The organism is Brevibacterium gallinarum, assembly GCF_014836885.1.
GTDB classification, from domain to species: Bacteria; Actinomycetota; Actinomycetes; order Actinomycetales; family Brevibacteriaceae; genus Brevibacterium; species Brevibacterium gallinarum.
In genome coordinates this window covers 170,366-183,675 of sequence record NZ_JACSPY010000001.1, presented here as the reverse complement: position 1 = coordinate 183,675, position 13,310 = coordinate 170,366, and the positions used below count along the sequence as shown (strand labels likewise).

General features: G+C 67.8%; 11 protein-coding genes and 1 tRNA gene. 5 read left to right on the top strand and 7 right to left on the bottom strand.

Features of this window, described 5'->3' with window-relative positions; all coding sequences use genetic code 11:
• Positions 1 to 137: 137 nt before the first annotated feature.
• On the top strand, positions 138 to 611 hold the full coding sequence (bcp, locus tag H9634_RS00910) for a thioredoxin-dependent thiol peroxidase (RefSeq protein ID WP_191724950.1): 474 nt from the start codon (positions 138 to 140) through the stop codon (positions 609 to 611).
• 217 nt (positions 612 to 828) lie between these two features.
• Positions 829 to 910: transfer RNA gene (locus tag H9634_RS00905), tRNA-Leu, on the top strand.
• A gap of 40 nt (positions 911 to 950) precedes the next feature.
• Here H9634_RS00905 and H9634_RS00900 read toward each other — a convergent pair.
• The 4 genes from H9634_RS00900 to H9634_RS00885 form a co-directional block, all read right to left on the bottom strand.
• Positions 951 to 2,318 (bottom strand): osmoprotectant NAGGN system M42 family peptidase, encoded by a 1,368-nt coding sequence (locus tag H9634_RS00900; protein ID WP_318244957.1) that lies wholly within the window; start codon positions 2,316 to 2,318, stop codon positions 951 to 953.
• Positions 2,319 to 2,540: 222 nt separating this feature from the next.
• Positions 2,541 to 4,235 (bottom strand): N-acetylglutaminylglutamine synthetase, encoded by a 1,695-nt coding sequence (ngg, locus tag H9634_RS00895; RefSeq protein ID WP_191724949.1) that lies wholly within the window; start codon positions 4,233 to 4,235, stop codon positions 2,541 to 2,543.
• Positions 4,236 to 4,317: 82 nt separating this feature from the next.
• On the bottom strand, positions 4,318 to 6,126 hold the full coding sequence (locus H9634_RS00890) for an N-acetylglutaminylglutamine amidotransferase (RefSeq protein WP_191724948.1): 1,809 nt from the start codon (positions 6,124 to 6,126) through the stop codon (positions 4,318 to 4,320).
• A gap of 76 nt (positions 6,127 to 6,202) precedes the next feature.
• A complete protein-coding gene (locus H9634_RS00885) occupies positions 6,203 to 7,528 on the bottom strand; it encodes a class I SAM-dependent methyltransferase (protein WP_191724947.1) in 1,326 nt (441 codons plus the stop codon).
• Positions 7,529 to 7,717: 189 nt separating this feature from the next.
• Here H9634_RS00885 and H9634_RS00880 point away from each other — a divergent pair, with 189 nt between their 5' ends.
• The gene (locus H9634_RS00880) at positions 7,718 to 8,134 is read left to right on the top strand and encodes a universal stress protein (protein ID WP_191724946.1); all 417 of its coding nucleotides are present in this window, start codon (positions 7,718 to 7,720) and stop codon (positions 8,132 to 8,134) included.
• Here the strand turns inward: H9634_RS00880 and H9634_RS00875 are convergent.
• The 3 genes from H9634_RS00875 to sucC form a co-directional block, all read right to left on the bottom strand.
• On the bottom strand, positions 8,100 to 8,897 hold the full coding sequence (locus H9634_RS00875; protein ID WP_191724945.1) for a hypothetical protein: 798 nt from the start codon (positions 8,895 to 8,897) through the stop codon (positions 8,100 to 8,102). The genes H9634_RS00880 and H9634_RS00875 overlap by 35 nt on opposite strands.
• Positions 8,898 to 9,613: 716 nt before the next feature.
• Positions 9,614 to 10,510, bottom strand: a complete 897-nt coding sequence (sucD, locus tag H9634_RS00870) for a succinate--CoA ligase subunit alpha (RefSeq protein WP_191724944.1) — start codon at positions 10,508 to 10,510, stop codon at positions 9,614 to 9,616.
• A 24-nt stretch (positions 10,511 to 10,534) separates the two neighbouring features.
• Positions 10,535 to 11,704 carry an ADP-forming succinate--CoA ligase subunit beta gene (gene sucC / locus H9634_RS00865; protein ID WP_191724943.1) on the bottom strand — a complete coding sequence of 390 codons (1,170 nt, stop codon included), beginning with the start codon at positions 11,702 to 11,704 and terminating at the stop codon, positions 10,535 to 10,537.
• Between the two features lie 330 nt (positions 11,705 to 12,034).
• Between sucC and H9634_RS00860 the strand changes: the two genes are divergently transcribed.
• Positions 12,035 to 12,553, top strand: coding sequence for a MarR family winged helix-turn-helix transcriptional regulator (locus H9634_RS00860; protein ID WP_191724942.1), 519 nt, complete (start codon positions 12,035 to 12,037; stop codon positions 12,551 to 12,553).
• On the top strand, positions 12,550 to 13,299 hold the full coding sequence (locus H9634_RS00855; RefSeq protein ID WP_191724941.1) for a tyrosine-protein phosphatase: 750 nt from the start codon (positions 12,550 to 12,552) through the stop codon (positions 13,297 to 13,299). Before H9634_RS00860 ends, H9634_RS00855 begins: the two co-directional genes overlap by 4 nt.
• Positions 13,300 to 13,310 lie beyond the last annotated feature (11 nt).

Here is a 13,310-nt window from a genome sequence, read left to right as displayed (position 1 = left end):
GCAGATGCCGTCGTCCCACATCATTGTCTCTGCTTCTAGAGCTTACCGGTTCGCGCCGGATATGGTGGAACCGGCGTTCGACGAGTCGAGCGCCGCTGCTGTGAACGCAGCACCCCTTGCACCTGAAAGGAATGAGCATGCCCCGTCTTGAGGTCGGCGACACCGCCCCTGATTTCACCCTGCCCGCAGCGGATGGCTCGGAGGTGACGCTGTCGGATTTCCGCGGCCAGCGCGTCGTCGTGTACTTCTACCCTGCTGCCATGACCCCCGGCTGCACCACCCAGGCCTGCGACTTCCGCGATTCGCTCGCCGCCCTCCAGGGCGCCGGCCTGCAGGTCTTCGGCATCTCCCCGGACAAGCCGGAGAAGCTCGGGAAATTCGCTGAGAAGGAGTCGCTGAACTTCCCGCTGCTCTCCGATGCCGACAAGTCGGTCATGACCGAATGGGGTGCCTTCGGGGAGAAGAAGAACTACGGCAAGATCGTCCAGGGCGTCATCCGCTCCACTGTCGTCGTCGACGCCGACGGCACGGTCGAGCACGCCCAGTACAACGTCAAGGCCACCGGCCACGTCGGCCGGCTGCGCAAGCAGCTCGGCATCGACGAAGGCTGACCGGACGGTCACCGGACCCATACCTCGGGACCCGACTCACACCTCGGGGCCGGACCCACATCTCGGGACCGGTCCCACGCATCGGGACTGGGCCCACACATCGGGGCCGGCGCGTCCCTACGCAACCGGCCCGGCACACGCAGGGATCTGCTCCCTCATCGTGTGCCGGGCCGGTTCGCCGGCGGGCAGGCGGCTGGTCTAAGCTGGTGAGCGCTTCGCGCGAGTGGCGGAATTGGTAGACGCGCTGGATTTAGGTTCCAGTGTCTGCGGACGTGAGGGTTCGAGTCCCTCCTCGCGCACCGTGGTCCCTTCGGCCGCATCGGCCGCCGGGACCGGAACTCACTCCTCGTCCCAGCCCTCCGGGCTGACCCCATTGGCATCGACCGACTCATCGGCGCCGCGGTAGCGCGGCACATTCGAGATCGCACCCTCATGCTGCCGGTCGCCGACCCGCTCGGCGATGGCCGGCTGGCGCTGGGACGGGAAGTCGCGCAGCCCGCCGAGGCGGTGCTCATCCCACTTCTCCAGCGTCAGCGGCGTCTGCAGCCACAGAGTCACAAGCTTCGCGCACTGGATGAGCGAATCGACGTGGGTGCGCTCCCAGCCGTGCGAACCGTCGAGCCCGAAGGCCATGAGCGCGGCACGCGCACCGGCGCCGGCCTCCAGCGCAGCGGCGACATCGGAGCGGTAGAACGTGAAGATGTCGCGGGCCATGTCGAGACCGTGACGCTGCCCGAGCCGGATGAGCTTGCGGGTCAGGTGGTAGTCGAAGGGGCCGTGCATGTCCTTGAGCGGGATCGTGACCCCGCGCTCGAGCGAGTTCTGGTTCGGCGCACACACCGCGTTGTCGATCGAGACGAGCTCGGCGACATTCTGCGACACACCCGCCGAGGCGCCGTGGCCGACCTCCTCGAAGATCGTCACGAGAATCGTCGTCTTCACCGGCAGCCTAAGCTTCCCGTCGATCGCGCTCTTGGCAGCGGCGAGCGCGATCGCCACACCGGCCTTGCCGTCGAGGTGACGGGAGTTGATATAGCCGGACTTCGACATCGACGAATGCGTCATGAGCGCGACCGTGTTGCCGACCTCGATGCCGAGCTCCTCAAGGCCGGCCTTGTCGCTGACGGCCTCGTCGACGCGCACCTCGACCTCATCCCAGCTCACCGGCTGCTCGTCGACCTCATCGCCGTAGGCGTGGCCGGAGGTCTTGAGCGGCAGGATCGTGCCGGTGTAGACGACATCGGGGAACTCGGTGATGATCTGCACGCGCGCCCCTTCGGCGAACCGGGAGGAGAAGGTGCCGATCGGCACGACCGACAGCCGGCCGTTGTCCTTGAGCTTCGAGACCATGCAGCCGATCGTGTCGGCGTGGACGACGATGCAGCGCTCGGCCTCGATCTCCTCATGCAGGTCGGCGTCGTCGGTCTCCCCGTCATCCGTGCCCGAGGCGGCGGGCAGTTCGACGATGAGCGCACCCTGGCGGGTGAGCTGGGCGTTGAGCCCGAGGTCGGCGACGATGTCGCCGATGAACTGCATGACGGCATCGGTGCGACCCGAGGGAGAGGGGGTGCGCAGCAGGCGGAAGAGGATGTCGAGCATCCACCCCTGGTCGATGTCTCCGGGTGTGAGATCAGTGAATCCGGTGGCGTTGTCCTTGCCGAGTTCGGCGACGTTGTAGGCGCTGCCGGCGGTGTCGTCGTGGGGCACTCTGACTCCTCCTTCTGTCGTGCTCAAGGGGGCGTCCGCACAGCCGGGCGGCGGCGCGGACGAATGCGGCATGCCGGGCATGCCGCACAGTGGCCACCATAGCGCGGACACACGCTGTGGCCAGCCGCATGTCAGAGTCTGGAGGGGCTGTCGAGCCGACTCTCCGCACGCTCCCAGCCCCCGCCTCGGGCCCGGTGGATCAGCTCACAAGACCGGCCGATGTCAGTTCGTCGGGTCGGCGGGTTTGTCCGGTTCCCACGCCCACGGGGTGCGCTTGGAGTTGGGGAACAGGTAGTCGACGAATTCGGCAGCCACCGGCTGCGGCTCGTGATTGGCCAGGCCGGGGCGCTCATTGGCTTCGATGAAGACGTAGTCGGGGCCCTCGACGTCGGGCACCAGCAGGTCGATGCCGGTGACCGGGATGTCGATGGCGGCCGCAGCGGTGATCGCGGCCCTCGCCAGCTCCGGGTGCAGCCGATCGGTGACGTCGTGGATGGTGCCGCCGGTGTGGAGGTTGGCGGTGCGCCTGACCTGCAGCCGCTTGCCGGGTTCGAGGATGTCGTCGAGGCTGTAACCCTCCTCGCGCACGGTCGCCTCGGTCGACTCATCCAGCGGGATCTTCGACTCCCCGCCGGTTGCCGCCGCCCGGCGCTTGGACTGCTTGCGGATGAGTTCGGCGACCGGGGTCTTGCCGTCGCCGACGACAGCGGCCGGGCGGCGGATCGCGGCAGCGATGACACGGCCGGTGATGACGAGGATGCGCAGGTCCTCACCCTCGCAGAACTCCTCGAGCAGCACTTCGGAACCCTCACCTCCGGCGCGGCCGAGGGCGTCTTTGAGCTCCTTCTCCGTCTGCACGCCGATCGTGATGCCGGCCCCCTGCTCGCCGCGCACCGGCTTGACGACCAGCGGGCCGTACTCGTCGAGGAAGTCGACGTCACCCTCGTCGAAGCTGGCGTTGCGGCCCTGCGGGACGCGCACGCCGGCGGCCTCGACGATCTTGCGGGTCACCCGCTTGTCCTCGCAGCGGCTCATCGCCACCGCCGAGGTGTACTGCGACAGCGACTCGCGGGTGATGACCGTGCGGCCGCCGAACTCGAGCTGGATGTAGCCGGTGTCGGCGTCGAGCACGCTGACCCGGATCCCGCGGCGCGTGGCCTCATCGGCGATGATCCGGGCATACGGGTTGAGCTCGTCGAGACCCTCGATGCGCGGCTGGGCGTAGAGCTGCTCGTTGATCGCGTTCTTGCGCTTGATGCCGTAGGTCGGCACCCGCTCGAAGCCCATGTGCTCATACAGGCTGATGGCGGCTTCGTTGTTCCACATCACCGACAGGTCCATGAATGCCGCGCCGCGCTCCGCCAGCAGCCGGGCGAGCGCCACAACGAGGAACCGGCCGAGGCCGCGGTGGCCGCTGGTCGTGTCGACCGCCAGCGTCCACAGCGAGGAGCCGCGCTCAGGGTCGTCGAACAGCTCGGAGTGGTCGACACCGGTGACGGTGCCGATGATCTCGCCGGTCGATTCGTCCTCGGCGACGAGGTAGTGCATCGACTCGGCGTTGCGATGGTTGTCCCAGATGACGCTGACATCGGCCGGGACCATCGAGCGGGTGACGTAGATGCGGTTGATCGCCTCGCAGTCGGCCTCAGTCTCGATGGAGCGCACCTTCACGCCGGGCACCTCGACCGGGTCGGGAAGCCGGTTCTCCAGATCGAGGCGGTAGGTGTGGCTCGGGTCGATGAAGTACTCCTCCGGGTGCAGCGCCACGAGCACATGCGGGTCCGAAAGGTACATGCAGATGTCGCGGGTGCCGCCTGCTTCATCGCGCAGCACCCGGCCGATCTCCTCGATCTCTGAGAAGGTCTGGCCGAAGACGAGCCGGCCCCAGCCGAGCTCCTGGATGACGTCGTGCTTCATGGTCCCTCCTGCCGGGATGTGCCTTCAGCCACCGGGCCGGGATCCCTGCCCAGCCCGGTGGTCTCGGCGTGAAGTCGGTGGGTCAGGCTGCCGGGCCGGTGATGCCGTGGTTCTGCAGCCAGAGTTCGAGCAGGGCGATCTGCCACAGCCGGTTGCCGCGCAGCGGAGTGAGGTTGTCGTTCGGGGCCTCGAGCAGCGCCTCGACGGCGGCCGGCTGGAACAGGCCGCGATCGCGGGCGACCTGGCCGGAGATCGCCTCGCGGACCTTCTCCAGATACGGGCCCTGCAGGTGCTTGAGCGCCGGCACCGGGAAGTAGCCCTTGGGCCGGTCGATGACCTCACTCGGGATGACCCGGCGGCCGACCTCCTTGAGGATGCCCTTGCCCTCCTGAGCGGTCTTGTACTCGGCCGGGCATTCGGCAGCGAGCTGGACGAGGTCGTGGTCGAGGAACGGCATGCGCGCCTCAAGGCCTGCGGCCATCGTCATGTTGTCCACCCGCTTGACCGGGTCGTCGACGGCCATGATCGTCGTGTCGATGCGCAGCGCCCGGTCGATGCCGGTGGTGGCACCCGGGCTGCGGAAGTGCGCGTCGACGTACTCGGTGGAGACATCGGAGCCGGCCATGAACTGCGGGGAGACGAGCTGGCCCATCTCCTCGTAGCTGCGGTCGAAGAACGACTGCTGGTAGCTGGCGAGCGCGGCCTCGACATCGTCGCCGGCCTCGTACATCGGCGGGTACCAGTGGTAGCCGGCGAACACCTCGTCGGCACCCTGCCCGGACTGCACGACCTTGACGTGCTTGGCGACCTCCTGGCTCAGCAGGTAGAAGGCGACCGCGTCGTGGCTGACCATCGGCTCGCTCATGACGCCGATCGCCTCGTCGAGCGCTGGCAGCATCCGCTCGGTCGAGATGCGCAGCTGGTGGTGGTTGGTCTTGAAGTGCTCGGCGATGACATCGGAGTACTTGAACTCATCGCCCTCCTCGCCGCCGAAGGACTCGAAGCCGATCGAGAAGGTCTCGATGTCCTTCTGCCCCAGCTCATCCATGAGCCCGACGATGAGGCTGGAGTCCAGGCCGCCGGAGAGCAGCACCCCGACAGGCACATCGGCGGCCAGCCGCCGGCGCACGGCTTCGCGCAGGCTGTCGTAGATCGCGTCCTGCCAATCGATCTCAGACCAGTCGGCCTTGTCCTCGGCGGCGCCGTAGAGCGCCTGCCAATACTGGGTCTGGGTCTGCGAGCCGTCGGTCTCGACCCACATGTAGGTCGCCGGCGGCAGCTTGCGCACGCCCTGCAGCATGGTGAACGGCGAGGGCACGACGGCGTGGAAGGTCATGTAGTGGTTGAGCGCCACCGGGTCGATGCGGGTGTCGATGCCGCCGGCGGCCAGCAGGGCCGGCAGGGTGGAGGCGAAGCGGAAGGCGCCGTCGGCCTCGGCGAAGTACACCGGGCGCACGCCCATCCGGTCGCGGGCGATGAACACGCGCCCGGAATCCTCTTCCCAGATGGCGAGCGCGAACATGCCTTGGAACCGGTCGAGTGCCTTCTCGCGCCATTCGGCGAAGGCCTTGAGGACGACCTCGGTGTCGGAGCTGGTGCGGAAGGTGTGGCCGAGTCCGTGGAGCTCCTCGCGCAGCTCCTGGTAGTTGTAGATCGCGCCGTTGAGCACGATCGTCATGCGCACGTCCGGGTCGTGCATCGGCTGCGCGCCGGTCTCCCCGAGGTCGATGACGGCCAGGCGCTGGTGACCGAGTGCGACCCGCCCGTCGTCGACGATGCCGGAGCCGTCGGGCCCCCGGCCGGCCATCGCCGTCAGCATCGCCTCGACGGCGGTTTTCGCGTCCCCGTGTGGTGCCTGGGCTGTCGAGAGCTGTCCGCAGATGCCGCTCACGCCGGCTCACATCCTTCAAGGTCGGTTGCAGTGCTCACCATCCTATACGGCTGCCGCCGCTGCGGGGCAGCGTCGGTCACACTCGGCGCACAGCGGTGACGACGGTGAATTTCCGGTCCCGCGCCCACTGGCGGCTGACCCCGAAAGTTCGCTCGACCGCACCTCGGTAGCCGAGGTGGGAGTTGTAGACGCAGACGAGCCTCCCGCCGAGTGTGAGCAGCCGGTGGGCGGTGCGGATCATCGCGTGTGCGGTGCCGGTCTCGACGGTGTGGCCGGTGTGGAACGGCGGGTTGAGCACGATGAGGTCGCAGCTGCCGGTGAGCGCGTCGAGTGCCGGGTCGGCTGCTGCCGAGGCGTCGGCGAGGATCAGCTGGAGGCCCGGCTGATTTCCGCCGCCCAGGGTCGCCGCCGCCGAGGCGAGGGCGGCTTTCGAGACGTCGATCCCGATGCTCGTGGCGGGGTTGAGGAGCGTCTGCAGGTTGGCCAGCAGCCAGCCGTTGCCGCAGCCGAGGTCGGCGACGGTGAGTCCGGCGGGATCGTGGCTGCCGTCTGCAGGCGCGAGGTCGGCGCGGTGGGCGATGAGGCTGGAGACGAGCACATCGGTGCCGTGGTCGATCTGGGTGCCGCCGTAGCAGGCGCCGTAGGCTGCGACCTCGACAGGCTGACCACCGGGCACCCGCAGCGGCCGGGCGTCGCGGCGCGGGAACGCCGGGGCAGGAGACTGATCTGCCGGGCCGGCGTGGGAGGCTCGCGGGCTGCTGCCGATGATGAGCCGGCATTTGGCCAAGCCGGGTGAGACGTCGACCCGGTCGAACACCTCGGCCAGCGCCTCGTTGATCGCCGGGCTCATATGCTTCTCACGGCCGACGACGATCACCTCGCCGGCAGCTCCGGCAGCTGCCTGCAGGTACTCGCGCAGCGCAGCGGTCGCCTTCGGTGCCGCCAGCACGACCCGGCAGCCGGGCGGGAAGGTCTCCGGGCCATCCGGTGCTCCGCAGTGCAGGTCCGGCGAGGTGATGCGCGGCTGCGGCAGCCCCGCCTCGGCGAGGAGACCTGCCACCGTGCTCCCCCGGCGCTGAGCGCGCAGGTCATCCCAGTAGGCGGTGATCTCAGCACCTGTGACGGTGGCCGCCGCCAGCAAGGCGCCGTCGGCATCGTCGATGACGACCACCGGCCGCGCCGTCCACGCGGTGCCCGCCTGCTCCGCTTTCGGCGGCCGGCCGGAGATGTCGAGCCAGCCGCGGCTGCGGCCGAGCAGGTACTCGCACACCAGCCGGGAGGTTCCATGCCCGGCCGGCCAGTCCGGCCACAGCCCGGCCACCACCTCGGCGGCGGGGCCGAGGCGGGAGCGCAGGGCGGTGTGATCGGGCACGGCGGCAGCCGGCAGCAGAGACTGGACCATGCCCACCAGTCTAGGGAGCAGGCGAATGAGTCTGAGGAGCAGGCGAAGTCCACCAGTCTGGGGAGCAGGCGAATGTGACCGATGAAACGCCTCGGTGCATCTTCTGTTCGCCAGGCTCGGTCGATAGGCTTGTGAGCAGGACGTTTCCCGCGCGCGACAGCGAGAACCACGGCAGAGGAGCCAGGACGCATGACCATTCTTGTCGGATACACCCCCAGCCCCGAAGGCATGGCAGCCGTCGACTTCGGGATCGAGCAGGCGCGGGCGTTCGACGAGGCACTGCTCGTGCTCAACGCCGGGATCGGTGAGGCGCACGAGGAGAAGGGCATCGCCACCGCCGAGGACCTCAGGGAACTCGGTGACAAGCTGCAGGCCGCCGGGATCCGGCAGGAGCTCAAGCAGTTCCTGCGCGGCAACGACCCGGTCGAGGAGATCCTCGCCCTGGCCGAGGCGACGCCGGAGGTCCGCATGATCGTCATCGGCTCCCGGGAGCGCTCGCTGGTGGGCAAGCTCATCATGGGCTCGACCGCCCAGCGCATCATCCTCGGCGCCGAGGTGCCGGTCGTGTCCGTCAAGGCGAAGAAGAGCAGGGCGAAGAAGAGCTGAGGCTCGGATCGGGCGAGCGGCGGCGCCACTGCGGTGCGCGCTCGTCGAGTGCAGCGGTGAGGTCTGTCAGGAACTCGGGGATGTCGGTGCGCTTCGTGATCCGGAAGTACTCCCACCCGGCGATGCGGAAGGTGCGCTCACGCTGGATGTCATGCTCCCACTGCCACGCATCGGTGCGGTGGTGCCCGCCTTCGTACTCGATGGCGATGCGCGCACCCCGGTAGGCCAGATCCGGGTGATAGAGGTGTTCGGCGTGCGGCAGCTGGATCGGTGTGCACACGAGCGGTGTCGGCAGCCCGGCTCCGACGATGAGCAGCCGCAGCCACGTCTCCTGCGGTGAGCCGACCTTGTCGCGGGCGAGGTCGAGGGCGGTGAGCAGGTTCTTCTTGCCGAACACGTTGCGCGCCTCTTCAGCTGCCGACCTGATCCGCGCGACAGTCGCCACCGGGTTCGTCCGCCACGTCCCGCACATCGCGTCGATGACGTGGACGAGCTCGCTGACGTTCATGACGCGTGCGAGCTCGTACAGGACGTAGTCCATGCGGTTGAGCCGGACGCTGTAGATGGCGTGGGGTTCATAGCACTTGGATTTGATCGCCTTCACGCCGCGTCGACTCAGACCAGTGCCCGGCCGCAGCGTCACCGTGAGGCCGCCGCCCTTGAGCCGCCGCGGGACCGGCCAGCCCCGGAGGATCGCGGCGGTGATCTGCGCTCCCAACGCGTCCGGGCGCACAGCGTTGAGGCAGGCAAGCTTGAAGCGCACCTGATACCACTCTTCGTCTGCCCAGGCTGGCCCGCTCGGCAGCGGCGGCTGCGAGGCGAGAACATGCGCACCGCGGCAGCCTGTGGCTGACGGCTGGCGTGCGGCATAACGTCGCCAGTGGGAGATGCCCACCAGCTCGGAGGCTGGAACTGGGATCAGACCCGGCCTGACACCATCATGTGCGGTCGGCGATTGCGAGGATTCATCAGTCATGACGACAGCGTCGGCAATCGCAGCGAGACTGTCAGCCCGCTGGAAAAGGCTGTGGACACCGAGCGCTTTTCAACGGCTCCCCAGCCGGAGGCCAATCGCGGCGAGCCACTCGGCTCCACACGCCGCTGGAACCACTCCCTGCCCCGAGTTCACGCCGAGCATGAGGCTCAGGCGGAAAAGTTAGAAAAGTTATTCACGGTTTCCGGTTCCCAAACCATGAACAACTTTTCTAACTTTCACAACCCCACCTGCACAGAGGACGGAGAGGGGCAGAAGATCCGTTCCGTTTGGCTGCACAGCACTGCGGGCCCTGGTCGTGATGACCAGGGCCCGCAGAATGAAGCAGCTGAACCGCACGCGGGTGCAGAGCGCTTCAGCGAGCGGCGTTCAGCGCTTCGCGCCAGCACCTCTCAGCTCACTGCGCCCGCAGCACCTCTCAGCTCACTGCGCCCGCAGCAGCCTTCAGCTCTAAGCGCTTCAGCACACCCAGTGCTTCAGCGCACTCAGCCGAGGATCTCGCGCATGAGGCGAGCGGTCTCCGACGGAGTCTTGCCGACCTTGACACCGGCAGCTTCGAGCGCTTCCTTCTTCGCCTCGGCGGTGCCGGAGGAGCCGGAGACGATCGCGCCGGCGTGGCCCATCGTCTTGCCCTCGGGCGCGGTGAAGCCGGCGACGTAGCCGACGACCGGCTTGGTGACGTGGGCCTTGATGTACTCGGCAGCACGCTCCTCAGCGTCACCGCCGATCTCGCCGATCATCACAATCGCCTCGGTCTCGTCGTCGTTCTGGAACGCTTCGAGCGCATCGATGTGGGTGGTGCCGATGATCGGGTCACCGCCGATGCCGATGCAGGTGGTGAAGCCGAGGTCGCGCAGCTCGTACATCATCTGGTAGGTCAGCGTGCCCGACTTCGACACCAGGCCCAGCTTGCCGCGGCTGGTGATGTTGGCCGGGGTGATGCCGGCCAGCGACTGCTCGGGGCTGATGATGCCCGGGCAGTTCGGGCCGATGATGCGGGTCTTGTTGCCCTTCTCGCAGGCGTGCGCCCAGATCTGGGCGGCGTCCTGGGCCGGAATGCCCTCGGTGATGATGACGAGCAGTCCGATGCCGGCGTCGATGGCTTCGAACGCGGCGTCCTTCGAGAACGCCGGCGGCACGAAGGCCACCGAGACATCGGCGCTGGTCTTCTCCATCGCCTCGGCGACGGATTCGAAGACAGGAAGTTCGACCTCGTTGCCGTCCTTGTCCTTGTGGGACACGGTGGTGCCGGCCTTGCGGGCGTTGACGCCGCCGACGATCTGCGATCCGGCTGCGAGCATCCGGGCGGTGTGCTTGGTGCCTTCACCGCCGGTGATGCCCTGCACGATGATCTTGGAGTCAGAGTGGAGGAAAATCGACATGGTTCTTAAGCCTTTCGGATGGGATCAGCGGCTGGCGGCGAGTTCGGCTGCCTTGTCGGCGCCGCCGTCCATCGTGTCGGTCAGGGTCACCAGCGGGTGGTTGGCGTCGTCGAGGATCCTTCGGCCCTCGTCAACGTTGTTGCCGTCGAGTCGCACGACGAGCGGCTTCGAGGCGGTGTCGCCGAGGATCTCGAGTGCCTTGACGATGCCGTTGGCGACTGCGTCGCAGGCGGTGATGCCGCCGAAGACGTTGACGAAGACGCTCTTGACCTGCTCGTCGCCGAGGATGACGTCGAGTCCGTTGGCCATCACCTCGGCCGAGGCGCCGCCGCCGATGTCGAGGAAGTTCGCCGGCTTGACGCCGCCGTGGTCCTCACCGGCGTAGGCGACGACGTCGAGGGTCGACATGACGAGTCCTGCGCCGTTGCCGATGACACCGACTTCGCCGTCGAGCTTGACGTAGTTGAGCCCGAGCTTCTTGGCCTTGAGCTCGAGTGGGTCCTCGGCGCTGATATCGTGCAGCTCTCCGTGGTCTTCGTGGCGGAAGTCGGCGTTGTCGTCGAGGGTGATCTTGCCGTCGAGCGCGATGATCTTCCCGTCGCCGGTCTTGACCAGCGGGTTGACCTCGACGAGGGTGGCGTCCTCTTCGGCGTAGACGGTCCACAGCTGCGTGAAGACCTCGGCGACCTTCTTCGCGTCCTCGCCTTCGAAGCCGGCTTCGGAGGCGATCTCGGCGGCCTTGGCATCGTCGATGCCGGTCAGCGGGCTGACGTCGACCTTGGCGAGTGCTTCGGGGCGCTCCTTGGCCAGCGTCTCGATCTCGACGCCGCCCTCCTTCGAGCACATGGCGAGGTAGGAGCGGTTGGCGCGGTCGAGCAGGATCGAGAAGTAGTACTCCTCGGCGATGTCAGCGCCTTCGGCGATCATGACCTTCTCGGTCGTGTGGCCCTTGATGTCGAGTCCGAGGATCTCCTCGGCCTTGGCGCGGGCGTCCTCGGGTGACTTGGCGAGCTTGACGCCGCCGGCCTTGCCGCGGCCGCCGGTCTTGACCTGGGCCTTGACGACGACGGTGCCGCCGCCGAGCTCCTGGGCTGCGGCCTGTGCTTCCTCCGGCGTCTGAGCGACCCGTCCGCCGAGCACGGGCACACCGTGCTTCTCGAACAGGTCACGGGCCTGATACTCAAAAAGATCCACGTGAGTTCCTAACGTCAGTGTTGGTGCCCCGGCGCGCGGTCGGCCCGGGCGCCGGATGCTCCTTCTGCGGATGGCTGGGGTCACCGCCGCCGAGGCGGTCCTCACCTGAGTGCGGACCGCTGGGCTGGCATGGCTCCAGCGCATGTCGACCATTCCTCACTTTAGTAGCCTTCGGCGGTTTGGCCACATCGTCGGGCGGGTGAATCCCGCGCGCCGAGTGTGATTGTGCTGACGTCTGGCCGGGCCTGTGGCCGTCCGCAGGTTCCTTGATATCAAGATGCTTTGCGGGAAAGTATCTTGACGCTGGCCCTATCGCAGTAGACTGGGGTCATGGATGAAGTCGATCGGATCGTAGCGGCATGGCGGCGCGAGCGCCCCGATCTCGATGTCGCCCCGATGGAGGTGCTCTCGCGGGTCTCCCGGCTGTCCAAGCAACTGGACAAGGCACGCAAGTCGACCTTCCACGACCATGAGCTGGAGGTCTGGGCCTTCGACGTGCTCTCCGCGCTGCGCCGCGCCGGCGAGCCCTATGAGCTCTCCCCCTCCCGTCTCATCAGCGAGATGATGGTGACCTCGGGGACGATGACCAACCGCATCGACCGTCTGGTCAAGGTCGGCTGGGTCTCCCGCCGCCCGGATCCCAAGGACCGCCGTTCGATCCTCGTGACCCTGACCGAGGTCGGCAAGCAGAAGGTCGACAACGCCCTGTCCGACCTCCTCGTCCATGAGGCCGACCTGCTCGCCGAGCTGACCGACGCCCAGAAGCGCAAGCTCACCGAGCTGCTGCGCACCCTGTCGACCGGTTTCGAGACCGGTTCGCGCATCGTGACTCCGGAGACTGCCACATGACTGCTGACCGCCTGATGTTCGCTGACCGCTTCCCCACCGTCGACGGCGCCCTCGGCCCGCGCGACCTCGGCGGCCTGCCAGCCGCTGGGGGCCTGACCCGCCTCGGGCGCGTGTTCGCCGGCGGGCGCCGCGAGCTCATCACCGCCCGCGGCATCGAGCAGCTGGCTGACCTGGGGATCCGTTCGGTCGTCGATCTGCGCGCCCCCGCCGAGGCGGGCCGCCGACCGACTGATCCGCAGGTTCCCGAGGCGGCGTGGGACCGGTTCGCCATCCGCACCTGCCCGGTCGAGGACTTCAGCGATGAGGCCTATGTCAGGGCCATCGACCATCCGTTCCTCAACCATCCCGAGCAGTACCCGCTGCTGCTCACCCACTTCCCGCGGCTGGTCGCCGGTGCCCTGGAGAGTCTCGCCGAGGCGCTGGAGACCGGCCCGGTGTACCTGCACTGCTCGGCCGGCCGGGATCGCACGGGCCTGTTCTCGGCGTGGATGCTGCAGCTGGCCGGTGTCGAACCTGCGGTCATTGCCGCGGAGTACGTCCGCTCGCTCGCTGTCGTCAACGAGCACCACAGGACCTCGGGTCACCCGGTGGAGTACTTCATGGAGGCCGACGAGTTCGCCGCCTGGTCCGGTTCCCGGAAGGCTGCGCTGCTGAAGTTCCTCGACCGCCACCCGGCAGAAGCGACGCTGGAGCAGCTGAGAATCTCCCCGGCACACGTGTCCGCCTTGGCCACTCTGCGGCCGTGATTCTCTAGACT

Excerpts from the sequence above, each read along its gene's own strand:
- bcp (WP_191724950.1), top strand. The coding sequence starts at position 138 with ATGCCCCGTCTTGAGGTCGGCGACACCGCCCCTGATTTCACCCTGCCC.
- ngg (WP_191724949.1), bottom strand. The coding sequence starts at position 4,235 with ATGAAGCACGACGTCATCCAGGAGCTCGGCTGGGGCCGGCTCGTCTTC.
- H9634_RS00885 (WP_191724947.1), bottom strand. The coding sequence starts at position 7,528 with ATGGTCCAGTCTCTGCTGCCGGCTGCCGCCGTGCCCGATCACACCGCC.
- H9634_RS00880 (WP_191724946.1), top strand. The coding sequence starts at position 7,718 with ATGACCATTCTTGTCGGATACACCCCCAGCCCCGAAGGCATGGCAGCC.
- sucD (WP_191724944.1), bottom strand. The coding sequence starts at position 10,510 with ATGTCGATTTTCCTCCACTCTGACTCCAAGATCATCGTGCAGGGCATC.
- H9634_RS00860 (WP_191724942.1), top strand. The coding sequence starts at position 12,035 with ATGGATGAAGTCGATCGGATCGTAGCGGCATGGCGGCGCGAGCGCCCC.
- H9634_RS00855 (WP_191724941.1), top strand. The coding sequence starts at position 12,550 with ATGACTGCTGACCGCCTGATGTTCGCTGACCGCTTCCCCACCGTCGAC.